The sequence below is a fragment of the Cyanobium sp. Lug-B genome, assembly GCF_024345635.1.
Taxonomy (GTDB): Bacteria; Cyanobacteriota; Cyanobacteriia; order PCC-6307; family Cyanobiaceae; genus Cyanobium; species Cyanobium minutissimum.
In genome coordinates this window covers 1-22,530 of sequence record NZ_JAGQBM010000019.1, presented here as the reverse complement: position 1 = coordinate 22,530, position 22,530 = coordinate 1, and the positions used below count along the sequence as shown (strand labels likewise).

Here is a 22,530-nt window from a genome sequence, read left to right as displayed (position 1 = left end):
CTCAGATGCCCTCGCCCATCAGGCCGGGGAGGTGGATGCCGCACTCCTGCTGCAGGCCGCCGAAGCGGGTGGCCCGGCCGTTCGTGGTGCCGTCGTCGGGGGCGCTGGTGTGCCAGTCGCCCACGGTGGAATAGCCCTTCTCGAACAGCGGATGCTGGGGCAGCTCGTGCTCCTGCATGTAATAGAAGACATCGCGGCGGCTCCAGGCGAGCAGGGGCCGCAGCGACCAGCGCTGGCGGACCGGATCCAGGCAGTGCATGGCGCCGCGGTGGTCGGTCTGGCCAGCCCGCACCCCGCTGGCCCAGCAGTGCACCTGCAGCTGCTCCAGGCCCCGGTCGAGGGGTTCGACCTTGCGGATGCGGTTGTAGGCGCGCATGTCTTCCGGCGTCCCCGTCTCCCAGAGCCGGCCGTGCAGGGCCTCCATCCGGGCCGGGCTCAGGTCAGCCTGCAGCACATGCAGATCCAGCTTGAGGCGATCGCAGAGTTCGTCGGCGTAGCGGTAGGTCTCGGGTGGGAGGTAGCCGGTGTCGACCCAGAGCACCGGGATCGCCGGCCAGGCCCCGGAGCCGTCGAGGGCGCTGACCATGTGCAGCATCACCGCCGACTGGATGCCGAAGCTGGTGGTGACGGCGAAGTGGCCGGCGAACGCCTCCTGGGCCCAGCGCATCCGCCCGATCGCATCGAGGGGCTCCAGGCCGGCCCGGGCGGCGTCGAGATCGATGGCGGCGCCATGGCGATCGCGGGGCAGTGCCTGGAGAGCCGCAGTCCGGTCTGCCGCACCCCCCGCGGGGCTGGTGGACGCCGTGAGAGGGAAGGACACCATGGACCCATCATCGCCCTTCGGCGGTCCGGTCGATGTGGTTAGGGTGACGCCATGCAAGGGCACCCGAATCCGGCCCACAACCCGGTCCCGAACAACGTGCAGAACAACGTTGTCATCGTCGGGGGGGGCTTCGGCGGCCTGTACACCGCCCTGGCCCTGGCCCAGCGGAAGCACCACCCCCCCGTCCTGCTCATCGAGCCGAACGACCGCTTCCTGTTCCTGCCCCTCCTCTACGAGCTCCTCAGCGGCGAACTGCGCGGCTGGGAGATCGCCCCCCGCTACGACGGCCTGCTGGCCGGCCGTGGCCTGGCCTGGCTCCAGGACCGGGTGGAGCGGATCGACACAGGCGGCCATCGGCTCCACACCGCTGGCGGCCGCACCATTGCCTACGGCCGCCTCGTGCTTGCCACGGGCGCCGAGAGCAACACCTTCGCGGTGCCGGGGGCCGACCGCCACAGCCTGGGCTTCCGCAGCCTGGCCGATGTGGAGCGGCTCCAGCGCCTCGTGGCCGACCTCAGACAACAGCCCAGACCCCTGCAGCGCATCGCCGTGGTGGGCGCCGGGCCCACCGGGGTGGAGCTGGCCTGCAAGCTCGCCGACATGGTCCAGGGCAGCGCCGTGATCGAACTGATCGAGCAGGGCCCCCAGCTGCTGCCCCAGGCCAGGGCCTTCAACCGGGAGCAGGCCGCCCTGGCCCTGCAGCGCCGGGATGTGCGGCTGCGCGCCCGCACCCAGGTGGAGGCGGTGGAGGCCGGGGCGATCACGCTGCGCTGCCATCCGGACGGGGACAGCCCTGCCCACGCCGAGACCCTGGCCGTCCGGGCGGTCGTCTGGACCGCCGGACTGAGCTTCCGCCCCCCCCGGATCGACCCCGCTCCCGCCTGCGACAGCCGTGGCCGCCTGCTCTGCGGACCCGATCTGCGCCTGCGGGATCACGCCGATCTCTTCGTGGCCGGCGATCTGGCCGCCCCGGTGGACCCGCAGGACACGGCCGGCGAGGGCCCCGGTCCCGCCCCTCCCGCCACAGCCCAGGTGGCCTTCCAGCAGGCCCCGGTGCTGGCCGCCAACCTGATCCGCTCCCTGGCGGGCGAACCCCTGGAACCCTTCCAGTGGAACGATCTGGGCGAGATGATGAGCCTCGGGGTCGGCGAAGCCAGCCTCACCGCCGCGGGCGTCACCCTGGCCGGGCCGGCCGCCTACCAGCTGCGTCGCCTCGCCTACCTCACCCGCCTGCCGGGCCGGTCCCATCAGTGGCGGGTGGCCGCCGGCTGGCTGGCCGACTGGAAACCATGACAACGGCCTCCGCCCCGGCGCCACCCTGGCCCCGGCCCCGCGGCCTGCTGCTCGATGCCATGGGCACCCTGATCGGCCTGCGGACCTCGGTCGGGGCCACCTATGCCGCCGTGGCCGCCGAGCACGGCATCGACGCCGCCCCGGCGGCCATCGACCGGGCCTTTCCGGGCGTGCTGCGGTTGGCCCCGCCCCTGGCCTTCCCCGGCCTGGAGGGCGATCGCCTGCTGGAGGCCGAACGCCGCTGGTGGGGCGAGCGCATCGATGCGGTGCTGGGCACCGCCGCCCCGACGGCCTTGCACCTCGCCCTGTTCGATCGCTTCGCCGACCCCTCCCTGTGGCGCGTCTACCCCGATGTGCCGGCGGTGCTGCGCCGCTGGCACGGGGCGGGGCTGCGCCTGGCCGTGGTCAGCAACTTCGACCGTCGCCTGCAGCCGCTGCTGGAGGGCCTGGGACTGGCCGATCTGTTCGACACGGTGGTGGTCTCCAGCAGCGCCGGGGCCGCCAAGCCGTCACCCCGGCCCTTCCGGATCGCCCTGGAGTCCCTCGCCCTGGAGGCGTCCCAGGTCTGGCACGTGGGCGACAGCCCGGAGGATGGGGCCGGGGCCCGGGCCGCCGGGGTGCGCTGTCTGCTGGTGCGGCGTCCTTGAGGCAAGGGGTGCTGGCCGGCAGGACGGCGGGTCTGCGGCCCGCCGAGCGCCGGCGTCTGGAGCAGATCTGTCACCGCCGCCACCCCGCCGATGCGGTGGCCGACCTGCTCACCCTGCAGCGCCTGGCGGCCGAGGGCCGGGGCCTGGAGCTGCCCCTCACCCTGGTGGTGGACGGGCGCGGCCTCTGCAGGCTGCTGTGGGTGGGGGAGCTGGAGCACGCCGCTCGCCTGCTGGAGAAGCTGCCCGGCCCCTCCCGGCGCCAGGGCCACAACCTGCGCCTGCTCACCTGCGCCGGCGCCGGCCGCCAGGCCCAGCTGCAGCCCACCGCCCAGGAGGCGGTGGTGGGGATGGACCTGGCCCCGGAGCTGTGGCTGCGCTTCGGCCCGCAACCGGAGGCCGGCGGACGCTGGCCGGCGGCCATCCACATCCCGGCCGCCAGCGGCGACCGCGCCTGGCAGGGCGTTCTGGAGGGGGACCTGGCCGACCTGTGCGGCCACGATCCCGCCACCCTCGTCGGCGAGGAGGCGCCGGCCGCGGCAGCACCCGCTCCGGCCCCGGAGGGCCCCGAACGGGTGCTGCTGCTGGTGCAGACCAGCGGCGACCGGGCCCTGAGCGACCGGCGCATCGCCGAACTGGAGGGGCTGGTGCGCAGCGCCGGTGCCGTGCCGGTGGGGCGGGTGGAGCAGCGCCGCCAGGGGCCGGTCACCCGGAACCCCTGGGGGGAGGGCAAGCTGCGGGAGGCGGCCCTGGAGGCCCGCCGCGTCGGCGCCAGCCTGGTGGTGGCCGACCGGGAACTGACGCCGGCCCAGGCCCGGGACATGGAGAGCCTGCTCGACCTGCCGGTGAGCGACCGCAGTGAGCTGATTCTCGACATCTTTGCCCAGCGGGCCGCCAGCGGCGCCGGACGGCTGCAGGTGGAGCTGGCCCAGCTGCGCTACCGCCTGCCGCGGCTCACCGGCCGGGGCCTGAGCCTGTCGCGGCAGGGGGGCGGCATCGGCACCCGGGGCCCGGGCGAGACCCAGCTGGAGAAGGACCGGCGTGCCATCGCCCGCCGCATCGAACGGCTGCAGCGGGAGGTGCGGCGGCTGGGGGACCACCGGGCCCGGCTGCGCCAGGGCCGGCGCGATCTGCCCAGGGTGGCCCTGGTGGGTTACACCAACGCGGGCAAGAGCTCCCTGCTCAACGCCCTCACCGGCGCCAGCGGAGACCAGGCGGTGCTGGCCGAGGACAAGCTCTTCGCCACCCTCGATCCCACCACCCGCCGGATCGGACGGGGGGCGGCCGGGGGCGGCCCGCCGCTGCTGGTCACCGACACGGTGGGCTTCATCCGGGAGCTGCCGCCCCAGCTGATGGAGGCGTTCCGCTCCACCTTCGAGGAGGCCCTCGACGCCGATGGTCTGCTGATCGTGGTGGACCTGGCGGATCCGGCCTGGCCCGAGCAGCTCGCCACCGTCCGCACCATCCTCGATTCCCTGAAGGCCACCATGCCCCGACGGGTGATCGGCAACCAGATCGACCGCTGCGCCAGCGGCGAGCTGGAGCGGGCCAGGGCCCTGGAGCCGGGCATGCTGTTCGTGTCGGCCACGGCCGACCTGGGGCTGCAGCACCTGCGCCAGGAGCTCCAGTCCTGGACCGCCGCGGCCACGACCGACGGCCCCGCTGCTGTGCCAGCATCGGCCGGCGCCAATTTCTCTCCCATGACCCTGCAACTGGGCGACACCGTTCCCGATTTCACTCAGGAGTCCCAGCTCGGCCCGATCAACCTCTACGACTTCGCCGGCGACAGCTGGGTGGTGCTCTTCTCCCATCCCGCCGACTACACCCCCGTCTGCACCACCGAACTGGGTGAGGTCTCGCGGCTGCGGGCCGAATGGGAGAAGCGGAATGTCAAGACGATCGCCCTGAGCGTCGATTCCGCCGAGAGCCACAAGGGCTGGATCGGCGACATCAACGAAACCCAGAACACCACGGTCGACTATCCGATTCTCGCCGACAGCGACAAGAAGGTGAGCAGCCTCTACGGCATGATTCACCCCAACTCCCTCAGCAACCTCACGGTGCGCTCGGTGTTCATCATCGACCCCAGCAAGAAGCTGCGTCTGCAGATCACCTACCCCGCCAGCACGGGCCGCAACTTCGATGAGATCCTGCGGGTGATCGATTCCCTGCAGCTCACCGACCACCACCAGGTGGCGACACCGGTGAACTGGAAAGAGGGTGACGACTGCGTCGTGGTGCCCTCGATCCCCACCGACGAGGCCCGGGCGAAGTTTCCCAAGGGCGTCACCGAGATCCGTCCCTATCTGCGGATGACCCCCCAGCCGAACAAATGATTCGACGGCAGGGTTGGCGGCACAGGCTGACGGTGCCGCAATTCACGGTGGTGACCGGCGTGCTGGTGATCACCTTCGGCACTCTGCTGCTGGCCAGTCCGCTCTGCTCCAGCGATGAGGTGGGCCTCTGGGAGGCCCTCTTCACCGTCACCTCGGCGATCACCGTCACCGGCCTGTCGATCATCGACGTGGGGGCCGAACTCACCTTTGCCGGCCAGGTGGCTCTGGCCGGGCTGATCCTCACCGGGGGTCTGGGTCTGATGGCGATCACCACCTTTCTCCAGGGCTTCGTCCAGGGGCGTTCCGGCCTGCGCCAGCGTCTCGACAAAGGCCGTGCCCTGGACGATTTCGGTGTGGGCGGCATCGGCCCCACCCTCAACCAGATTCTCCTGATCGCCGGGATCGTCATCGGCATCGGCACACTGACGCTGTACAACTTCGGCTTCACCGATATTCCTGACAAGGGCCAGCGACTCTGGGCCTCCCTGTTCCACTGCATCAGCGCCTACAACAACGCCGGCTTCGGCCTGTGGCGCGACAACCTGGTCGGTTACCGCAGCCAGCCGATCGTCAATGGGGTGATCGGCCTGCTGATCGTGATGGGCGGCATCGGCTGGCGGGTCACCAACGACATCTGGGTGAACCGCTTCCGGCTGGCCCGCCTCCGCCGTCTCAGCCTCCACACCCGCCTCGTCATCCGCACCACGATCGTGCTGATCGTGCTGGGGGCGGTGGGCCTGCTGTTCACCGAGCACTTCGCCACCGAGGGAATGGTGGAGCAGCTGGGTCTCTGGGACAAGCTCCAGGTGACGATCTTCCAGTCGATCACCACCCGCACCGCCGGCTTCAACACCGTGCCGCTGTCCCTGGAGACGATCTCCGATTCGGGACTGCTGCTGATGATCATGCTGATGTTCATCGGCGCCAGCCCCGGCGGCACCGGCGGCGGCATCAAGACCACCACCTTCGCGGCCCTGATCGCCGCCACCCGCTCCACCCTTCGCGGCCACGACGTGGTGGTGGTCCGCAACAGGGAGATCCCCCTCAAGGTGATCCTCAAGGCGGTGGGCGTCACCCTGGGCTCAGGCCTGTTCATCCTGCTGATGGCCCTGTTGCTGGGGCTCGGCAACACCACTGCCGGCACCCCCGGGAGCGAGGCCTTCACCTTCCTGGAGAAGCTGTTCACCTGCGTCTCCGCCTTCGGCACCGTGGGCCTCGATGTCGGCGTGACCAGCCAGCTCAACCGCTGGGGTCAGCTGGTGCTGATGGTGGGCATGTTCGTGGGCCGGATCGGTATTCTCCTGATGCTCTCCGCCGTCTACGGCAGCCGGCCCCAGAATCGGGTGGGTTTCCCCCGCGAGGAGCTCTACATCTGAGCCCGGGCTCCATCGATCCGCGGCCCATGCCCCTGACAACCTCATCCCCATGAAACCGTCGTCCTCATGAATCAGTGGTGGCAGTGGCAGGGGAGCGAGACCGACACCTCCAACAGCTACGCCGTGATCGGCGTCGGCCGTTTCGGCAGTGCCGTGTGCAAGGAGCTCCTGCGCCACGGGGCCGAGGTGCTGGCGATCGACAACAGCCAGCGGGCCATCGATGAGCTCCGCCAGATGGATCCGGCCATGGAGGCCCGCGTGGTGGACTGCACCGATGAGGAGGCCCTGAGGGCCGCCGGCGCCCTGGACGTGGGCACGGTGGTGGTGGCGATCAGCGAACCGATCGGCGCCAGCATCACGGCCACCCTGATCGTCAAGGACGGCGAAGGCAGCCGGGTCCGGCAGGTGATCGCACGGGCCACCAGCGATCTGCACGAGAAGATGCTGCGCCGCGTCGGCGCCGACAAGGTGGTCTTCCCCTCGAAGATGCAGGGGACCCGCCTGGGCATGGAGCTGGTCCGGCCCAACCTGCTGGAGCGGCTGCGGCTCGACGACCGCAACAGCATCGAGGAGATCAAGGTGCCCGGCTCCTTCGTCGGCCAGTCGCTGCGGGATCTGAACCTGCGCAAGAACTACAACGTCAGCGTGCTGGCGGCGGGCCCCGCCAACCAGCTCACGGTCAACCCGCCCGCCTCCCATGTGCTCAACGCCTCTGAGCTGCTGGTGGTGATGGGCAGCAGCGAGGCCCTCGAGGCCCTGCCTTCCCACTGATTGCCTTGCGAAGGACAGCCATGCGGGTGCTGGGGCTGATGAGCGGCACCAGCGCCGACGGCATCGATGCGGTGCTGGTGAGCCTGAAGGGTCGCCCGGCCCGGCCCCGCTGGCGCATCCTCGCCAGTGCCCACACCCCCTACCCAGCCGGACTGCGCCAGCGGCTCGTGGCCGTCGGTCAGGGGGTTCCCCAGAACGCCGCCGCCCTGCTGGACCTGGCCGAGGAGCTCACCGAGCACCAGGCCCTGGCCGCCCGCGCCTGCGATCCGGAGGGCCGGGCCGAGCTGGTGGGTTGCCACGGCCAGACCCTCTGGCACCGCCCGCCGGAAACGGAGCGCCGCGGGGCCAGCTGGCAGCTGCTGCAGGGGCCGCTGCTGGCGGAGCTGCTGGGGACGCCGGTGGTGTTCGACTTCCGCAGCATCGATCTGGCCCTGGGCGGCCATGGCGCCCCCCTGGTGCCGGCCACCGACGCCGCCCTGCTGGGCAGGATCGGCGGCTGGCGGGCCCTGCTCAACCTGGGGGGCATCGCCAACCTCACCCTGCTGCCTCCCACCACCGGTCCTGATCGGCAGGCGCCGGTGCTGGGCTGGGACTGCGGCCCGGCCAACACGCTCCTGGATCTGGCGGTGGCCCGCTTCAGCGGCGGTCGCCTGGGCTTCGATGCCAATGGGGCCTGGGCGCGGCGGGGCCGCATCGACGAGTGGCGGCTGCAGCAGTGGCTCAGGGAGCCCTACGTTCAGGCCGCGCCGCCCAAGTCCACCGGCCGGGAGCTGTTCGGGGCCGCCGACCTGGAGCGGCGCCTGGCCGAGCTCGGCGACGGGGTGGATCCGGCCGATGCCCTGGCCACCCTGACGGCCTTCAGTGCGGCGGTGGTGGCCCAGGATCTGGCCCGCCCCCCCCGACCCCGGCCCCTGGAACTGCTGGTGGCCGGCGGAGGCACCCGCAACGGCTTCCTGATGGAGCAGCTGCGCCAGCGTTGCCACGGCACCGCGGTGCTGCCCCTGGCCACCCAGGGCATCGCCGACGACCAGCGGGAGGCCCTGGCCTTCGCCCTGCTGGCCTGGTGGCGGCACCGCGGCTATCCGGGGTCCCTGCCCTCGGTCACCGGAGCCCGGCGGCCCGCCGTGCTGGGGGTGATGGCCCTGCCGCCCCCGTCAGGGGGATGAGGGGGGCTGGCGCAGGCGCAGTCGGCGCGGTGCCCCCCGCAGCCGCCGGGTGCCGGCCTGCTCCTGTTGCTCGAGTTCGCGGCGGAAGCGATCGGCGGCGACGGCGGGCCCGAGCGGATAGGGGGCCGCGGCCGGTTCGGGAGTCCGCTGCCGCTCCAGCCGTTCCACCCCCTGCTGGATCAGCACCTTGGCCATGTTGCTGACCGTGCGCGACTCGCTCTCCGCCAGGGCGGCCAGCCGGGCGCAGAGCTCCTCCGGCAGGACGACCTGGATCCGCGGCGACTTGGGCTTGCCGCTGGAGGAGGTCTGACGGGTGGGCACGGTGCCTCTGGGTGGGGGCCGAAGAGAGGGTGCCGCTGGGATCCGGCGGGATAGGAAAAAGTGTACAGTGACCGTCATGGGTAGTATCCAAAAGTAGGGTTGTGGACCTTCCCGCCCCCACGGGATCCCCTTCAGCCAGGCCCCTCACCCAGACCCAGGCCCACCAGTTCCACGCTCCCGCCCCCACCCCGTCCCCTCCGACGGCCCACCGGCCGCTTCCGCCATGGCCCGCTCCACCCAGTCCCGTCCGACCGGTTCCGAGACACCCCTGCAGCCCAAGACCCGCCAGAGCCGGCGGCGCAGCACGGCGGAACGCAGCGATGTGCTGGTGTCGGCCGTGATCAGCACTTACCTGCTCACCCACCTGCACCATGTGCTGCAGCGGGCCGAGTTCGGTGCCCAGCAGGAGGGGCGCCAGTCCCTGGCCGCCAACTACGCCCAGCTGCGCAAGGTGCTCTGCCTCGATGCCCGCAGCATGGAGGACGCCTCCGCCAGCGGAGCCGAGGAGGACACCAGTCCGCGCGCCGCCTGATCCGCCGCGCACCGTCCCTCACGAACCCCCCGCGAGGGGCTGCGCCCACGGCCCCGTGCCCATAAGGTCAGGGAAGAATCCCGGCCAGGATGACCAGCAACGCCACCGACCACGCCACTGGCAACTCCACTGGCAACGCAGCGGAGCTCTACGGACGCATCAGCAACGACGTGGAGCTCACCCAGTCACTGTTCCGCCAGGCCCTTCAGGACCCCAGCGGCGCCCTGCGCAGGATCGTCGCCCTCGGCGAGCAGGAGGGCCTGCCGGTCAGCCCGGAGGAGGTGAAGGCCCATCTTGCCGGCCTCGATGACGGCGCCACCAAGCAGTGGCTGATCAAGGCCCGGGGCGGACTCTGAGGCCGGGGAGCGGAGGCCCTCCTGCGGGGGGCGGCGGGGTTGTTCCCGACGCTGGGATCCACCGCCCTGGGCCCAGCTGAAGAACAGCCAGTAGCTCGTCAGCGCCAGGCCCGCCGCCACCACCAGGGCGGCGATCTGCTCAAGGCGCTTGATCATCCTGACGACGCGACCGGACCCGTTGGACAGTCTGCAGGACGCCCCGACAGGGGATGATGCGCTCACCGCGACCGCCTTCCGCTCCGTGCTGCGCCTCGAACGCATCGGCAAGATCTATCCCACCGGTGAGGTGCTCAAGGACATCACCTGGGAGGTGAAGGCCGGGGACCGGATCGGCCTGGTGGGGGTCAACGGGGCCGGCAAATCCACCCAGATGCGCATCATCGCCGGGCTGGAGGAGCCGACCAGCGGCCAGGTGGTCCGCCAGGGGGATCCCCGCATCGCCTATCTGCAGCAGGAGTTCGACGTCGACCCCGCCCGCAGCGTCCGCCAGGAACTGTTCCAGGCCTTCGGGGAGGCGGCCCAGGTGCTCAACCGCCAGCGCCAGGTGGAGGACGCGATGGCCAGCGAGGAGGCCGCCGCCGATCCGGCCCTGCTCGATCGCCTGATCGACGAGCTCGGCCAGCTGCAGAGCCGCTTCGAGGCGCTGCACGGCTACGAACTCGATGCCCGCATCGACAAGCTGCTGCCCAGCATCGGCTTCACGCCGGAGTCGGCCGAGCGGGCGGTGGGCGACTACTCGGGGGGCTGGCAGATGCGCATCGCCCTGGGCAAGATCCTGCTGCAGGAGCCGGATCTGCTGCTTCTCGACGAACCGACCAACCACCTCGACGTCGAAACGATCCAGTGGCTGGAGACCTACCTGGTGGATCAGACGGTTCCCCTGGTGGTGATCAGCCACGACCGGGCCTTCCTCGACCGGGTCTGCAACCAGATCGTTGAGACGGAGCGGGGCGTCTCCCGCACCTACCTGGGCAACTACAGCCAGCACCTCGAGCAGAAGGCCCTGGAGCGGGAGGCCGGCCAGGCGGCCTACGAGCGCCAGCAGAAGGAACTGAGCAGCCAGCAGGCCTACATCGACCGCTTCCGGGCCAGCGCCACCCGCAGCACCCAGGCCAAGAGCCGCGAGAAGCTGCTGGAGAAGGTGGAGCGGATCGAGGCGCCGCTGGAATCGGTGGGCGGGCCGCGTTTCGCCTTCCCCCCCGCCCCGCGCTCCGGCCGGGTGGTGGCCTCGATCGAGAACCTCACCCACGGCTACGACGACCAGATCCTCTTCCTGGGGGCGAACCTGGAGGTGGAGCGGGGCGACCGGATCGCCTTCGTCGGCCCGAACGGCGCCGGCAAGTCCACCCTGCTGCGGCTGGTGATGGGCTACGAGATGCCCCTCGAGGGCCAGGCCGGCCTGGGGGAACACCACGTGGTGGCCGGTTACTTCGAGCAGAACCAGGCGGAAGCCCTGGACCTGGCCAAGACGGTGATCGACACCCTCTTCGAGGCCGTGCCCGACTGGACCCAGACCCAGGTGCGCTCCCTGCTGGGCAGCTTCGGCTTCAGCAACGACACGGTGTTCAAGCCGGTGGAGAAGCTGAGCGGCGGGGAGAAGGCGCGACTGGCCCTGGCCCTGATGCTGCTCACCCCCTGCAACCTGCTGGTGCTCGATGAGCCCACCAACCACCTCGACATTCCCGCCAAGCAGATGCTCGAAGAGGCGTTGATGGCCTACGAGGGCGCGGCTCTGCTGGTCTCCCACGACCGCTTCTTCATCGGCCGGGTGGCCAACCGGATCGTCGAGGTGCGCGACGGCGAACTGGTGCTCTACCGCGGTGACTACGCCTACTACCAGGAGAAGAAACGGGAAGAGGCGCTGGAGAACGAGCGGCTGGAGGAGGAGCGCCGCCTCGCCGCCAGACGGGAGGAACAGCGGCAGAAGCAGAAGGCCAAGGCCGCCGGCAAGGCCGGCGGAGCGTCCGGGGGGAAAGCGGCAGGGAAGACTGGCCGCTGACGCGGTGCCGTCATCGGCGCGGCGCAAAATACAACTTCATGGTTGCCTAGGCAGGAAGACTCATTTCTCTGGTGTGGGCGTTTCTGTGTGCATAGGCTGACAGGGTCACCCATCCAGGAGCAGCGATGACCATCCAGAACGTCGTCACCGACGGTTGGACTGCGGAGCGCGAAGAGACCTCCGGCACCAGCGATGCCATGGAGGTGTACTTCGAGTGCATCACCACCTGCTCCCTGGAGGACGGTGAATGCGTCACCCGCTGCGTGGAAGAGCTGCGCGAGCGCCACTGACGCAACTGGGCCTCCGGGGCAGGGCCTCCGAGAGCAGGGCTTCTCAGGGCAGGGCCGCCACAGGTCGGGGGCAGGATGGGCGTCCTCCGTAGCGCCCTTCCCGGCCCTGCGCCAGAGGGACCGGGCCAGAAGCAGGGGTTGAGCGGATTTCCTGACCATGGCGCAGGCCCTGTAACAGCCGCTACGTGGCATCTTGAAACAGTTCGTAGCTTTGGGCCGGTCAGAAACGCCCCATCGCACAGCCCACCATGTCCGAACCCCTCGCCCTCAGCCTCGGTCAGAAATTCGAGCTGGAGCGCATGACCCGGGCCATCGACGCCACGGGCGACCCCCAGGTTCTGCGGGGTCTGGCCAAACAGCTGTTGCAGGCCTGGCAGAGCCAGAAGGCGGCCACCCAGTGGGTCATGCGCCAGCAGCTGGGGTCTCCCGCCCGATTCGGCGCCGAGCTCACGATGGACGCCGGCCTGCTTGACGCACTCCGTCCCGACAGCAGCAAGGGGGGCATGGATGTCCTGTGAGAGCCGAGCTCGGGCCTCCTGTTGAGGGCGAGCCCGGGCCTCTTCCTCATCCCTGACGCAGCAGGGCCATGTCGCCAGGGATGAGCCGCAGGTTGACCGTCGCCCCCTGACGGTTCACCGTCAGATTGAGCGTTCCCCCCACCCCGGCCCGCTCGACGGCATTGATCACCTGGGACGGGTCCCTCACCGCGGCTCCCTGGGCCGCGACGATCACATCACCGGTCCTCAGACCGCCCCGATCCGCCGGTCCATTGGGCTGAACGGAAACCACCACCGCTCCCTGGGAAACGCCGGAGCCGCTTCCCGCCCGCACCTCATCGAGCCCCACGCCGATCATGGGGTGGGTGGCCCGGCCGGTGGCCACCAGTTGATTGACGATGCCGCGGGCACGGTTGATCGGAATGGCGAAGCCCAGGCCGGCCCCCGGCCCCGAGCGCACCAGGGTGTTGATGCCCACCACCTCGCCGTCGGCGTTCAGCAGCGGCCCACCGGAGTTGCCCGGGTTGATGGCAGCGTCGGTCTGGATCAGATCCAGCCGCTTGTCGGTGATGCCGAGCTTGCTGGCGTTGCGGTTGAGGCTGCTGATGATCCCCAGGGTGACGGTGTTGTCGAGGCCGAAGGGGTTCCCCACCGCGATCGCCCAGTCGCCCACCTGAAGGGCATCGGAGTTGCCCAGGGGGGCCACCGGCCAGGGCCCCGCCCCCACCAGCCGCACCACCGCCAGGTCGGTGAGCTTGTCGAGACCCACGACCCGCCCCTCGTAGCGCCGGCCGTTCTCGAGACCCACGGTCACCCGGTCGATCTGGTCCACCACGTGGGCGTTGGTGAGCACCAGCCCGTCGGACTGCAGGATCACCCCGCTGCCCTGACCCCGTTCGGTGCGCCGGGAGGGGGCCCCCTGCTGGGGAATGCCGAAGAACTGACGGAACAGGGGGTCGTTCAGCAGGCCCCGGGGCAGGCCGCCGGTGGCGGCCGACTGCACGGTGCGTTCGGTGTCGATGGTGACCACCGCCGGGCCCGCCCGACGGATCGCCGCCGCCACGAAGGATTGCCGCCCGAGCACGGCCGCGGCGGGCTGGGCCAGTCCGGGGGAGGTGAGGGTCGGGCTGACGAGGGCCGTGGTGGCCGTGACCGTGGCGGTGGCCGCCGCCGTGACCGTGGCCAGCCCGGCGGCGGCCGCGGCAAGAACGCGGGAGGAACGCATCGTGAAGAAGCTCAGATGGAAAAACCGTAGGCAAGTCCCCGGGAACGAGAAAGGGGAGGCAAACCGGCCTGACCGGCTATGATTTGTAAAGTTTTTTATCGGGTCATGGACACAAGCCGCCTGCTGCTGGCCTTTCTCGCCTTCGGAGCCGCCTGCACCTCCCTCTGGGCCTGGATGCTGGCCACCACCACCGCTCCGTCAGACGGGTGATGATGGGGGGAAGTCCGCGGACTGCGGGGTTCCCATCGCGCCATGACCTCCCTCCTCTCGCAGATCTTCCCGATCGTCTACGGGGCCTGTTTCCTCGTGCTGCTGTGGCAGGCGTTCCGGGTCATGGGGCAGGGGTTCCGCGCCATTCCCCGTCCCGGCGATGCGGGAGCCGCCTCCACGGAGCGCGGTGGCCCGGTCGGTGATCGCACCGGTCGCCTCACCATCCACCCGGAACTCCTGGACGCGGACGGCCAGCTCACCCAGGAGGACCTGCTGACGGTGCGTTTCAGCGGCGACAACGAACAGCCCGCTTTCCCCACCGATCCCAACTGAGCGCAGCCGGCCGGCCGCTGAATAGGCTCCCTGAGGTGAATGCGCCAACCGGCGGAGATCGATGGTGGATCAGAGAACGCGAATCGTGGCGGCTGTGCTCGGGGCACTGAAGCTGCCGCCACGGTTTCGACTCAAGATGGTGAAGGACGACCCCATCCGGCTCGAGCTCAGCCTGACGCCGTCCTACGGAAAGGATCCGATCCTGGTCGGCATCGTCGAATCCCAGGACCTGGTGGCCCGGCGCGACCGGGAGGGTCGCATTCCCCGTGATCTCCAGGGCACCTGGGACTGGACGGTGCGCCACGGCAAGGTCACCACGGGCGGCTGGAACCCGTACCTGAAGGAGGCCCTCCAGACCATGTTCGAGACGGGCCTGCCGGCGATCGTCTACGAAGAAACCACCGGAGAGGCCTACCACCCGGTGGATGGCATCCGCCACGTGCGCTGAACCCGCCCCTGCCCATCGACGGTCGCCTCGCGGCCATCACCGCGGCCCTCGGGCCCGGGGCCACCCTCCTGCTCCAGGCCGAACCCGGCGCCGGCAAGACCACCCGGGTTCCCCTCGCCCTGCTGGAGAGCCTCGGCCCGGAGGGCCGCCTGCTGCTGCTGGAGCCGCGGCGGCTGGCGGCCCGGAATGCCGCCCAGCGCCTCGCCGCCAGCCTCGGTGAAAACGTCGGCGGGCGTGTGGGCTACAGCGTGCGACTGGAGTCGCGCACCTCGGCGGCCACCCGGCTGGAGGTGGTCACTGCGGGGCTGTTTCTGCGCCGGCTCCAGGCCGATCCCGCCCTCGACGGGGTGGCCTGCGTCATCTTCGACGAATTCCATGAGCGCCAGGCCGAGGCGGATCTGGCCCTGGCCCTGGTGCGTCAGGCCCGCAGCCTGCTGCGTCCCGAGCTGAGGCTGCTGGTGATGTCCGCCACCCTCGATCTGGCGCCCCTGGCCGCCCAGCTGGATGGGGCCAGCGTGATCAGCTGCGAAGGCCGCAGTCATCCGGTGGCGGTGGCCTACCAGCCGCCGCGGCCGGACGAGCGGCTGGAGCGCCAGGTGCTGCGGGCGCTGGAAGGCCACTGGCTGGTCGAACCCGAGCCCAGGGGCACCGCGCTGGTGTTCCTGCCCGGCCTGGGGGAGCTGGAGACGGCACGGCGGGCCATCGAGACCACCCCCTGGGGCGAGGGGCTGGAGGTGGCCCTCCTGCACGGCCAGCTGCCGCTGGCGGCCCAGGGCCAGGCGATCGCGGCCCCCCGGGGGGGGATGGGGAAGGTGGTGCTGGCCACGTCGGTGGCGGAAAGCTCGCTCACGATCGCGGCGGTCACCCTGGTCATCGACGGCGGTCTGAGCCGACGCAGCCGCTTCGACCCGGCCACGGGTATGGATGGGCTGGTCACCCAGCCCGCGAGCCAGGCCAGTGCCGAGCAACGACGGGGTCGGGCCGGCCGGCTGGGGCCCGGGCGATGTGTACGGCTCTGGTCGCCGGCGGAGCAGCAGCGACGGCCCACCTTCGATCCACCGGAGCTGCTCGAGGTGGATCCCCTGCCGATCGCCCTGCAGCTGGCGGAATGGGGTGCCGCGGAGGACGACGGCCTGCCCTGGCTCACCGCGCCCCCCCGCCGGCCCCTCGAAGAGGCCCAGGGCCTGCTGCGGCAGCTCGGGGCCGTCGATGGCCAGGGGCGCATCAGCCCGCACGGGCGGGCCATGGCCCGTCTCGGCCTGCATCCGCGTCTGGCCCACATGCTGCTGCGGGCCGCCGACAGGGGCTGGGAGTCGCTCGCCACGGCGGTGGCCGTGCTGCTCAGCGAGCGCGATCCCCTCGATCGCCGCGAGGCCGGCAGCGATCTGATGCGGCGCCTCGACTGGCTGCTGCGCCGCCCCGGGCCGGAGGGGAGCGGGCCGTCGGCGGGCCGGGGCCCCTGGAGCAGCCTCCAGGCCCAGCTGCTGCGCCAGCTCCGCCAGGGGTCGGCCGCGTCGAAGCCGGCGGTGGTCGACGGCGGCACATCCCGCGATGGCTCCTGCAGCGGCGGCCGCGACGATCCCCCGGACGGGTCTGACGACGTTCGTGCCGCCCAGCTGCTGGCCTGGGCCTACCCGGAACGGCTGGCCCTCGGCCGGGGCCGGGGCGATGGGCGCTTCCTGATGCGCAGCGGTCGCGGCGCCGTGCTCCCCCCGGGGGATCCCCTGGCCGCCGCCGAAGCCCTGGCGATCGCCAGCGTCGACGGCCAGGGGCAGGAGGCCCGGGTGCGGCTGGCCGTGGCCCTCTCCCGCAGCGGCCTGGAGGAGCTGGTGGCGGAGGAGATCGAGGAGGTGACCGAAGCCCGCTGGGATGGCACCGACCAGCGGGTGCGCTGCGAGCGGCTGCGGCGCAGCGGGGCGCTGGTGCTGGAGCGCCGCCCCTGGCCGGATGCCAGCGGCGAGGTGGTGGAGCGGGCCCTGCTGGAGGGTCTCGAACGGCTCGGACTGGAGGTGCTCCCCTGGTGCCGCACCAGCCGCCAGCTGCAGCAGCGCCTGATGCTGGCCCACCGGCACCTGGGGGCGCCCTGGCCCGACCGATCGCCGGAACGGCTCGGGCAGGACCCGGGGGCCTGGCTGGGGCCCCACCTCGGCGGCCTGCGCAGTCTCCAGGATCTGCAGCAGCTCGACCTCTCGGAAATCCTCTGGGGGGAGCTGGACTGGTCCCTGCGCCGTGAGCTGGATCGGCTGCTGCCCCTCAGCCAGCCAGTGCCCTCCGGCCGCCGGGTGCCGCTGGACTACGGCAGCGGCACGCCGGTGCTGGCCGTGAAGCTGCAGGAGATGTTCGGCTGTGTTGAAGGGCCGACGGTGCTGGACGGCCGGCTGGCGGTGCGGGTGGAGCTGCTGTCACCGGCGGGACGCCCGGCGGCGGTCACCAGCGACCTGGCCGGCTTCTGGAGCCAGGGCTACGCCGAGGTGCGCCGCGAGCTGCGCGGCCGCTACCCCCGCCACCCCTGGCCCGAGGATCCCCGCCAGGGCGTTGCCAGCGCCCGCACCAAGGCGGGCCTGGCGCGGGAAGCGCGCGGGGAGCGTCGCTGAGGGGGCCCTCCCTAGGGCAGACCGTCAAGCAGATGGCCGAAGCCAAAGTGGCGCAGTCCTTCCAGGATGCCCAGGCAGCCATGGGCGCGGGCGCGGTAGGTGCGGGCCAGCCCCGGCAGGGCCCGCACCAGGCCGGGCTCGGCATTGCCCACCATGACGCTCTGCAGGCCGGTCTCGAACATGGCCAGATCATTGAGGGAATCCCCGGCGGTGACCACCCGGGCGGGCTCCAGCTCCAGCCACTCCAGCAGGCCCAGCAGGGTGCTGCCCTTGTTGACGCCGGCCGGCAGCACGTCGAGGTACTTGTCGCCGGACACCAGGCAATCCACCCCGTGGGCCTCGATGGCCGCCAGCCGACTGGTGTCCAGCCGCAGGGGGTCGATGCCGTAGGCCAGGCGCCGGTCGGTGCTGAGGGGCTCGGGTGACAGCCCCGGCAGCAGCGCCAGCAGGGGCAGCACCTTCTCCGCCCGGCCGCGCCAGAGGGCCTCGATCGGCTCCAGGGCCAGGGGCAGGGGGGTGAGGCTGGCACCACAGGCCACGGTGCAGCCCACATCGCCGATCACCACGTGGGGTGGATGGAGTCCCAGGGCGGCCTCCGAAGCCAGCAGCCGGGCGACGGAGCGCAGGTCCCGGCCGGTGCTGAACACCTGCAGCACCCGGTGGCGCTGGGAGGCCAGCCATCGGTAGAGCCGGCGGCGGGTCGGGACGGTCCCCTCCAGCAGGGTGCCATCGAGGTCGGTGACCAGCACGAGTTCGCTCTGCCTGGGCAGGGGGGCGGCGAGATGGCCCTGGAGGCGGGTCCGGGGCGCCCGCCGGCGCTCCTCCAGCCCGGGCCCCCAGACGGTGCCGGGGCCGGCATCCGCGCCCGAGGCCTGCCCCGGCAGAGGCCTCATTGCCATGGCCAGGCCCGACTGTCAACCGTGCAACCCACACCCGCCGTTGTAGCCCCTGCCACTGTCAAGTCCGCTCCATGTTTCGTTACAGTCAGGACTCCACCGAGGGATCCTTCCATGTCTGACGCTTCCCAGCCCCGCTTCGGCTTCGTCAACTTCGCCGAAACCTGGAACGGCCGCCTGGCCATGATGGGCTTCGTGATCGGGCTGGCGACCGAAATTCTCACCGGCCAGGGCATTCTGGCCCAGGTCGGCCTCGGCTGAGGCCCGGCTGTCTCCCCCAGCACCATCGCCCCTGGGACCCGTCCAAGGGGCAGGCCGCCGGCCCACCGGCGGCTTTTTCGTGGGCCAGGAGGCTGCGCCGGGCGGTCCTAGGTTGAACTCTTCGCCACGCAGCGCCCTCCGATGGCCCCTTCCGCCACCGCTCCCCGCTTCTATGTGGGAAACCGTCGCGACGGCGCCAGGCTGCTCAGCAGCGCCCTGGTGATCGCCGGCGCCGGGCTGCTGCGCGTCGACCATCCCATGGGCCGGGCCGTGGCCCTGGTGGCTGGCCTGCTCAGCCTCTACTGGTGGCTCTGCTACCGCCAGCTCAAGCACTGAATCCATGCTCACGGTCCCTGGCAGCAGTGCGTCCCCCCGCCAGCACGACGGCATCCCCCGCTACACGGTCGCCGAGCTCAACCAGGCCATTTGTGCCCTGCTGGAGCGGGGCTTCGCCCCCCGCTTCCTGCTGGAGGCCACCGTGGGGCGCCCCCAGCAGAAGAAGGGCCATCTCTGGCTGACCCTCGTCGACGGCCAGGCCAGCATCCAGGGGGTGATCTGGTCGTCCCAGCTGCAGAAGCTCAGCTTCGTGCCCCAGGAGGGGGATGGGGTGGTGGTGGTCGGCAAGCTCAACTTCTGGGCCGCTCGGGCCAGCCTCACGGTGCAGGTGCTGGATGTGCGCCCCAGCCTGACCACCGTCCTGCGCCAGTTCGAGCAGGTGCGCAGCCGGCTGGAGCCGGAGGGGCTCCTCGACCCGAAGCGGAAGCGACCGCTGCCCCGCTGGCCCCGGCGCATCGCCCTGCTCACCAGCGTGCCCAGCGCCGCCCTGGCCGACATGCTGCGCACCGGCAGGGAACGCTGGCCCGCCACCGACCTGCTGGTGGTGCCGATCCCCGTGCAGGGGAACGTGGAAGCCCAGATCGTGGCCGCCATCGAGAGCCTGGGCGCCCAGGCCGACCACCTCGGCATCGAGGCCCTGGTGCTGGCCCGCGGCGGAGGCAGCCGGGAGGATCTGGCCGTCTTCGACGGGGAGTCCCTGGCCCGCTGCCTGGCGGCCTGTCGCTGGCCCGTCATCTGCGGCATCGGCCATGAAGATGACGTGACCATTGCCGATCTGGTGGCCGACTACCGGGCGGCCACGCCCACGGCCGCCCTGGTGGCCCTGCTGCCGGATCGCAGCCAGGTGATCCGGGCCCTGGAGCAGGAACGCGGCCACTTGCAACGGACCCTGGCACTCCGCGTCGCCTCGGCCCGTCAACGGCTGAGCGCACGGCAGGAGCAGCTGCACCTGCTGCACCCCATCCGTCTGCTGAACCAGCGGCGCCAGTGGCTGGACCAGCGACGGCAGCTGCTGCAGGCGCTCTCGCCGCGGCATCTCCTGGCCAGGGGCTTCAGCCTGCTTCGGTATGGCGATGGTCGCCTGCTGCGCTCTGTGAGCCAGGTGCGGCCAGGGGCAGGTATCACCGCCGAGCTGGCGGATGGTCGGGTGACCCTGCAGGTGCAGGCCATCGAGCCGGACGGGCCAGGTCCCTGAGACCGGGCCCGGGACAGCGCCCCAGCGTCCTTTTCTCCCATCTGCCCGTCGTTCCGGCTGGCTCCCACCGTTTCCGTCCTTGCCCACTCCCATGGCCAAACCCTCCCCCCGAGCCGGCGCTTCCGCCAAGGCCAAGGTCCAGCTCTCCGGCCTGGACGCCGATGGCGCTCGGACCGGTGGAACCCAAGGACACGGGGCGAACGAGGAAGATGATGGGAGCGGCGTGGCCCAGGGGCTGAGCTTCCGGGAAGCCCAGACGGCTCTCGAGCTCTGCCTGGCCCAGCTGCAGGACCAGGATCTGGACGTGGAGGCGATGGCCGGTCTCTACCGCCGGGCCCTGGCCTATGCCGAACGCTGCGAGGCGGTGCTGGCCCGGGTGGAGCAGCAGGTGATGCAATGGGATCCCGGCCAGCCAGATCTGGCCCCCACGCCCTACACCCCATGAGTGACGACGCCACGTCCACCCGGAGCGGCCCCGGCGGCCTCAGCTGGATCGCCTGGATCTATCTGCTGCTGGCCGTCGCCGGTGGGGTGCTCCCCTGGCTGGCCAATCTGGAGTTCATCCGCAGCGCAGGCTCGGCCTTCGATCTGGGATTGTTCATCCGCCAGGCCAACGCCAATCCAGCCGCCCGCTCCCTCTCCAGCGATCTGGCGATCGGGGCAACGGCCGTCACGATCTGGATGTTGCGCGAGAGCCGCCGCCTCGGCATGCGGGGGCTGGGCTGGGTCCTGCTGAGCTGCGTGACGATCGCCTTCGCGTTCGGGGCGCCCCTGTTCCTCCATCTGCGCGAACGTCGGCTGCTGGAGCTGGCTCGCCTCAGCCCGGCCGTGCCGGAGTCGGCTGGTTAGGGCTCAGGACCCATCACCCTGGCGACCACCCGTATCGCCGCTGGACGTGGTCTCCACATCGACCGCGTCGACATTGATGGTCACGTCGCGGGCATCGATCTCGGCAGGGGAGCGGGGTCCCCAGAAGATGGAACCGGACGGTTCCCCCGGCGCCGATGCAGGGGTATCGCCAGCGGCGAAGGGACTGCCGCAGGCCGGGCAGACGTCGGTGCCGAGGCTGGCGAAGCCGCAGCTGGGACAGGTGCGCAGGCGGCGCCGAAGCAGCTGCCAGCCGATCAGGGCGACTCCTCCCGCCAGCAGGGGCAGGAGCAGCAGGGTGAGGGTGAGTCCGCCGATGACGTCAAGCAGCAGGCGGCCGGCGGAGGTGGGGATCAACAGCAGCGCCGCCGCCACGCCGATCCACAGCCAGGGGATGCGCCGTTCCATCAGCGCTGGAAGCGTGGATCGTTCTCGATCCAGCGCTCCAGAGCCGCCAGGCCCTCGAGGCCAGCCCAGCCCAGCAGCAGGGCCGCCACGACCCAGGCCGCCAGCAGGCCCAGGCCCACGAGCAGCGGAATCAACGCCAGGGTGGTGAGACCGATCAGCACGACCGCGCCCACCGCCATCGAGACCAGCGCCAGGCTGGCCGGCAGAGGGGGGATCCGGAGGGCAGGCTTGGCCAAGGGTCCATCCAATCAGACCCTTCCATCCTGACCCGAAACGGGCCGATCCTCAGCGGGGCAGAGGTGTCGATGGCCCCCCAGCCGCCCCGCCGGATAGCACCACACTGAAGCACTGGCCGAAGTACAGCACAGCACCCACCAGCCAGACCCAGAGCGTCAGCAGCAGCACGCCCCCCACCACCCCGTAGGCCTGGAAGCGGAACCCGAGGGCGAGCAGACTCCTGCCCAGCAGCAGGTTGGAGAGGGTGAGGCTGCCGCTCACCAGCAGGGCGCCGGGGATCAGCGGGCGGAAAGGGATCCGGCGCGACGGCAGCATCCAGAGGAACAGCAGGGTGGCGCCGAAGCCGATCAGCAGGGAGACGAGCAGATCCAGCCCGAAGGACAGGGAGCTCAGCTGCAGCAGGGGTCCGGGCAGGAAGGCCTGGAGCTGGTCATGGAAGCCCCTGGAGCCGAACAGGCGCACCGTGCTGAAGAGCTGGTCGACAACGATGAGCAGGCCGACGAACAGCAGCAGCACCAGGGCCTTCAACCGCAGGGCCAAAAACCGGCGCACATGCTCCTGCCAGCGCAGGTGGTCGAACCCGAAGGGCCGATTCCACCAGAGCCGATCGGCCCCACGCTGGAGTGTGAGATAGATGTTGCTGGCGCTAAGGGCCAGAAGCACCAGGCCGAGGATGCCGGCGCCGAATCCCTGGTTGGTGAACCGCCGCAGGGTGGCTTCGAAGCCCGGCAGGGCAGACGCGGGCAGCACCTGGCCCACCAGCACGATCAGCCGATCGAAACGCTCCACGTCCCGGCCGAGAAGCCGCGAGGCCACCGACAGCGCAATCAGCAGGGCGGGGAAGAACGACTGCAGTGTGTGGTACGCGAAAGCGGCGCTCAGATCAACGCAGTCCGCCCGCAGCCACAACAGATAGGCCTTCCAGAACGGACGGAGGCGACGACGCCATTTCACAACAGACCGATCATCAAGGGTGGGAGCTGCAGCATTCCCGCATCCTGGCCTGCCCAGCGCTGTGCCTGTTCAGGAGCCTGGCCTGGCCGTTGCCGCCGGCCCCCTCAGCCGCCCGCTGCCCTGGGCTGTCCGCTGCGCTGTCCGATGTGCTGGCCAACAGAA

General features: G+C 71.1%; 26 protein-coding genes and 1 pseudogene. 20 read left to right on the top strand and 7 right to left on the bottom strand.

Annotation, left to right across the window (positions count from 1 at the left end; genetic code table 11):
• Position 1: 1 nt before the first annotated feature.
• On the bottom strand, positions 2–823 hold the full coding sequence (locus KBY81_RS06795) for a phosphoadenylyl-sulfate reductase (RefSeq protein ID WP_106222964.1): 822 nt from the start codon (positions 821–823) through the stop codon (positions 2–4).
• A 51-nt stretch (positions 824–874) separates the two neighbouring features.
• Between KBY81_RS06795 and KBY81_RS06790 the strand changes: the two genes are divergently transcribed.
• From KBY81_RS06790 to KBY81_RS06760, 7 genes and pseudogenes are all read left to right on the top strand, one after another.
• On the top strand, positions 875–2,116 hold the full coding sequence (locus KBY81_RS06790) for an NAD(P)/FAD-dependent oxidoreductase (protein ID WP_106222963.1): 1,242 nt from the start codon (positions 875–877) through the stop codon (positions 2,114–2,116).
• Complete coding sequence (locus KBY81_RS06785) at positions 2,113–2,763, top strand: HAD-IA family hydrolase (protein WP_254974151.1); 651 nt, start codon at positions 2,113–2,115, stop codon at positions 2,761–2,763. Before KBY81_RS06790 ends, KBY81_RS06785 begins: the two co-directional genes overlap by 4 nt.
• A 347-nt stretch (positions 2,764–3,110) precedes the next feature.
• Positions 3,111–4,379, top strand: a pseudogene (hflX, locus tag KBY81_RS06780) (GTPase HflX); the annotation flags it as partial.
• An 81-nt stretch (positions 4,380–4,460) separates the two neighbouring features.
• Entirely contained in the window at positions 4,461–5,096 is a 636-nt protein-coding gene (locus KBY81_RS06775; RefSeq protein WP_245552650.1) for a peroxiredoxin, read from the top strand.
• Positions 5,093–6,472 (top strand): potassium transporter TrkG, encoded by a 1,380-nt coding sequence (locus KBY81_RS06770; RefSeq protein WP_254974152.1) that lies wholly within the window; start codon positions 5,093–5,095, stop codon positions 6,470–6,472. Before KBY81_RS06775 ends, KBY81_RS06770 begins: the two co-directional genes overlap by 4 nt.
• Positions 6,473–6,538: 66 nt before the next feature.
• Positions 6,539–7,243 carry a TrkA family potassium uptake protein gene (locus tag KBY81_RS06765; protein WP_106222959.1) on the top strand — a complete coding sequence of 235 codons (705 nt, stop codon included), beginning with the start codon at positions 6,539–6,541 and terminating at the stop codon, positions 7,241–7,243.
• A 20-nt stretch (positions 7,244–7,263) separates the two neighbouring features.
• The gene (locus KBY81_RS06760; protein ID WP_254976046.1) at positions 7,264–8,409 is read left to right on the top strand and encodes an anhydro-N-acetylmuramic acid kinase; all 1,146 of its coding nucleotides are present in this window, start codon (positions 7,264–7,266) and stop codon (positions 8,407–8,409) included.
• On the opposite strand, the gene KBY81_RS06755 is transcribed toward KBY81_RS06760, so the two are convergent.
• A complete protein-coding gene (locus KBY81_RS06755) occupies positions 8,398–8,730 on the bottom strand; it encodes a ribbon-helix-helix domain-containing protein (RefSeq protein WP_254974159.1) in 333 nt (110 codons plus the stop codon). The two genes, KBY81_RS06760 and KBY81_RS06755, sit on opposite strands and share 12 nt — an antisense overlap.
• Before the next feature lie 223 nt (positions 8,731–8,953).
• Here KBY81_RS06755 and KBY81_RS06750 point away from each other — a divergent pair, with 223 nt between their 5' ends.
• From KBY81_RS06750 to KBY81_RS06730, 5 genes are all read left to right on the top strand, one after another.
• Positions 8,954–9,262 carry a hypothetical protein gene (locus KBY81_RS06750; protein ID WP_106222956.1) on the top strand — a complete coding sequence of 103 codons (309 nt, stop codon included), beginning with the start codon at positions 8,954–8,956 and terminating at the stop codon, positions 9,260–9,262.
• Between the two features lie 89 nt (positions 9,263–9,351).
• Positions 9,352–9,618: a hypothetical protein gene (locus KBY81_RS06745; RefSeq protein ID WP_254976028.1), complete on the top strand. Its 267-nt coding sequence runs from the start codon at positions 9,352–9,354 to the stop codon at positions 9,616–9,618.
• A 241-nt stretch (positions 9,619–9,859) separates the two neighbouring features.
• On the top strand, positions 9,860–11,617 hold the full coding sequence (locus tag KBY81_RS06740; RefSeq protein WP_106222988.1) for an ABC-F family ATP-binding cassette domain-containing protein: 1,758 nt from the start codon (positions 9,860–9,862) through the stop codon (positions 11,615–11,617).
• Between the two features lie 125 nt (positions 11,618–11,742).
• Positions 11,743–11,907, top strand: a complete 165-nt coding sequence (locus tag KBY81_RS06735; protein WP_181280224.1) for a hypothetical protein — start codon at positions 11,743–11,745, stop codon at positions 11,905–11,907.
• A 248-nt stretch (positions 11,908–12,155) separates the two neighbouring features.
• Positions 12,156–12,425: a hypothetical protein gene (locus tag KBY81_RS06730; RefSeq protein ID WP_106222954.1), complete on the top strand. Its 270-nt coding sequence runs from the start codon at positions 12,156–12,158 to the stop codon at positions 12,423–12,425.
• Positions 12,426–12,471: 46 nt separating this feature from the next.
• On the opposite strand, the gene KBY81_RS06725 is transcribed toward KBY81_RS06730, so the two are convergent.
• Positions 12,472–13,629 carry a trypsin-like peptidase domain-containing protein gene (locus KBY81_RS06725; protein WP_106222953.1) on the bottom strand — a complete coding sequence of 386 codons (1,158 nt, stop codon included), beginning with the start codon at positions 13,627–13,629 and terminating at the stop codon, positions 12,472–12,474.
• Between the two features lie 252 nt (positions 13,630–13,881).
• On the opposite strand from KBY81_RS06725, the gene KBY81_RS06720 reads away from it, so the two are divergent.
• From KBY81_RS06720 to hrpB, 3 genes are all read left to right on the top strand, one after another.
• Complete coding sequence (locus KBY81_RS06720; RefSeq protein ID WP_106222952.1) at positions 13,882–14,172, top strand: DUF2973 domain-containing protein; 291 nt, start codon at positions 13,882–13,884, stop codon at positions 14,170–14,172.
• Between the two features lie 64 nt (positions 14,173–14,236).
• A complete protein-coding gene (locus KBY81_RS06715; protein WP_043326803.1) occupies positions 14,237–14,620 on the top strand; it encodes a hypothetical protein in 384 nt (127 codons plus the stop codon).
• Positions 14,617–17,214 carry an ATP-dependent helicase HrpB gene (gene hrpB / locus KBY81_RS06710; protein WP_254976044.1) on the top strand — a complete coding sequence of 866 codons (2,598 nt, stop codon included), beginning with the start codon at positions 14,617–14,619 and terminating at the stop codon, positions 17,212–17,214. Before KBY81_RS06715 ends, hrpB begins: the two co-directional genes overlap by 4 nt.
• A gap of 11 nt (positions 17,215–17,225) precedes the next feature.
• Here the strand turns inward: hrpB and KBY81_RS06705 are convergent, their stop codons facing one another.
• Complete coding sequence (locus KBY81_RS06705) at positions 17,226–18,113, bottom strand: HAD family hydrolase (RefSeq protein ID WP_219904533.1); 888 nt, start codon at positions 18,111–18,113, stop codon at positions 17,226–17,228.
• 111 nt (positions 18,114–18,224) lie between these two features.
• Here KBY81_RS06705 and KBY81_RS06700 point away from each other — a divergent pair, with 111 nt between their 5' ends.
• The 5 genes from KBY81_RS06700 to KBY81_RS06680 all read left to right on the top strand — a co-directional run bounded on the left by KBY81_RS06700 (position 18,225) and on the right by KBY81_RS06680 (position 20,751).
• Positions 18,225–18,371, top strand: a complete 147-nt coding sequence (locus tag KBY81_RS06700) for a chlorophyll a/b-binding protein (RefSeq protein WP_015109196.1) — start codon at positions 18,225–18,227, stop codon at positions 18,369–18,371.
• A 141-nt stretch (positions 18,372–18,512) separates the two neighbouring features.
• Positions 18,513–18,707 (top strand): hypothetical protein, encoded by a 195-nt coding sequence (locus KBY81_RS06695; protein ID WP_254976027.1) that lies wholly within the window; start codon positions 18,513–18,515, stop codon positions 18,705–18,707.
• Between the two features lie 4 nt (positions 18,708–18,711).
• A complete protein-coding gene (xseA, locus tag KBY81_RS06690) occupies positions 18,712–19,902 on the top strand; it encodes an exodeoxyribonuclease VII large subunit (protein WP_254976026.1) in 1,191 nt (396 codons plus the stop codon).
• Between the two features lie 91 nt (positions 19,903–19,993).
• Positions 19,994–20,347 carry an exodeoxyribonuclease VII small subunit gene (xseB, locus tag KBY81_RS06685; RefSeq protein ID WP_254976025.1) on the top strand — a complete coding sequence of 118 codons (354 nt, stop codon included), beginning with the start codon at positions 19,994–19,996 and terminating at the stop codon, positions 20,345–20,347.
• Positions 20,344–20,751 carry a DUF2834 domain-containing protein gene (locus KBY81_RS06680; RefSeq protein WP_254976024.1) on the top strand — a complete coding sequence of 136 codons (408 nt, stop codon included), beginning with the start codon at positions 20,344–20,346 and terminating at the stop codon, positions 20,749–20,751. Before xseB ends, KBY81_RS06680 begins: the two co-directional genes overlap by 4 nt.
• Before the next feature lie 3 nt (positions 20,752–20,754).
• On the opposite strand, the gene KBY81_RS06675 is transcribed toward KBY81_RS06680, so the two are convergent.
• The 3 genes from KBY81_RS06675 to KBY81_RS06665 are packed head-to-tail and all read right to left on the bottom strand — an operon-like array spanning position 20,755 to position 22,368.
• A complete protein-coding gene (locus KBY81_RS06675; protein ID WP_254974171.1) occupies positions 20,755–21,177 on the bottom strand; it encodes a hypothetical protein in 423 nt (140 codons plus the stop codon).
• Positions 21,177–21,413, bottom strand: a complete 237-nt coding sequence (locus KBY81_RS06670; protein WP_106222945.1) for a glypican — start codon at positions 21,411–21,413, stop codon at positions 21,177–21,179. Before KBY81_RS06670 ends, KBY81_RS06675 begins: the two co-directional genes overlap by 1 nt.
• Positions 21,414–21,462: 49 nt before the next feature.
• Positions 21,463–22,368 carry a YihY/virulence factor BrkB family protein gene (locus KBY81_RS06665; protein WP_254976023.1) on the bottom strand — a complete coding sequence of 302 codons (906 nt, stop codon included), beginning with the start codon at positions 22,366–22,368 and terminating at the stop codon, positions 21,463–21,465.
• Positions 22,369–22,530 lie beyond the last annotated feature (162 nt).

Coding starts and splice junctions, on each gene's coding strand:
- KBY81_RS06795 (WP_106222964.1), bottom strand. CDS start 823: ATGGTGTCCTTCCCTCTCACGGCGTCCACCAGCCCCGCGGGGGGTGCG.
- KBY81_RS06790 (WP_106222963.1), top strand. CDS start 875: ATGCAAGGGCACCCGAATCCGGCCCACAACCCGGTCCCGAACAACGTG.
- KBY81_RS06785 (WP_254974151.1), top strand. CDS start 2,113: ATGACAACGGCCTCCGCCCCGGCGCCACCCTGGCCCCGGCCCCGCGGC.
- KBY81_RS06775 (WP_245552650.1), top strand. CDS start 4,461: ATGACCCTGCAACTGGGCGACACCGTTCCCGATTTCACTCAGGAGTCC.
- KBY81_RS06770 (WP_254974152.1), top strand. CDS start 5,093: ATGATTCGACGGCAGGGTTGGCGGCACAGGCTGACGGTGCCGCAATTC.
- KBY81_RS06765 (WP_106222959.1), top strand. CDS start 6,539: ATGAATCAGTGGTGGCAGTGGCAGGGGAGCGAGACCGACACCTCCAAC.
- KBY81_RS06760 (WP_254976046.1), top strand. CDS start 7,264: ATGCGGGTGCTGGGGCTGATGAGCGGCACCAGCGCCGACGGCATCGAT.
- KBY81_RS06750 (WP_106222956.1), top strand. CDS start 8,954: ATGGCCCGCTCCACCCAGTCCCGTCCGACCGGTTCCGAGACACCCCTG.
- KBY81_RS06745 (WP_254976028.1), top strand. CDS start 9,352: ATGACCAGCAACGCCACCGACCACGCCACTGGCAACTCCACTGGCAAC.
- KBY81_RS06735 (WP_181280224.1), top strand. CDS start 11,743: ATGACCATCCAGAACGTCGTCACCGACGGTTGGACTGCGGAGCGCGAA.
- KBY81_RS06730 (WP_106222954.1), top strand. CDS start 12,156: ATGTCCGAACCCCTCGCCCTCAGCCTCGGTCAGAAATTCGAGCTGGAG.
- KBY81_RS06725 (WP_106222953.1), bottom strand. CDS start 13,629: ATGCGTTCCTCCCGCGTTCTTGCCGCGGCCGCCGCCGGGCTGGCCACG.
- KBY81_RS06720 (WP_106222952.1), top strand. CDS start 13,882: ATGACCTCCCTCCTCTCGCAGATCTTCCCGATCGTCTACGGGGCCTGT.
- KBY81_RS06705 (WP_219904533.1), bottom strand. CDS start 18,113: ATGGCAATGAGGCCTCTGCCGGGGCAGGCCTCGGGCGCGGATGCCGGC.
- KBY81_RS06700 (WP_015109196.1), top strand. CDS start 18,225: ATGTCTGACGCTTCCCAGCCCCGCTTCGGCTTCGTCAACTTCGCCGAA.
- KBY81_RS06695 (WP_254976027.1), top strand. CDS start 18,513: ATGGCCCCTTCCGCCACCGCTCCCCGCTTCTATGTGGGAAACCGTCGC.
- xseA (WP_254976026.1), top strand. CDS start 18,712: ATGCTCACGGTCCCTGGCAGCAGTGCGTCCCCCCGCCAGCACGACGGC.
- xseB (WP_254976025.1), top strand. CDS start 19,994: ATGGCCAAACCCTCCCCCCGAGCCGGCGCTTCCGCCAAGGCCAAGGTC.
- KBY81_RS06680 (WP_254976024.1), top strand. CDS start 20,344: ATGAGTGACGACGCCACGTCCACCCGGAGCGGCCCCGGCGGCCTCAGC.
- KBY81_RS06675 (WP_254974171.1), bottom strand. CDS start 21,177: ATGGAACGGCGCATCCCCTGGCTGTGGATCGGCGTGGCGGCGGCGCTG.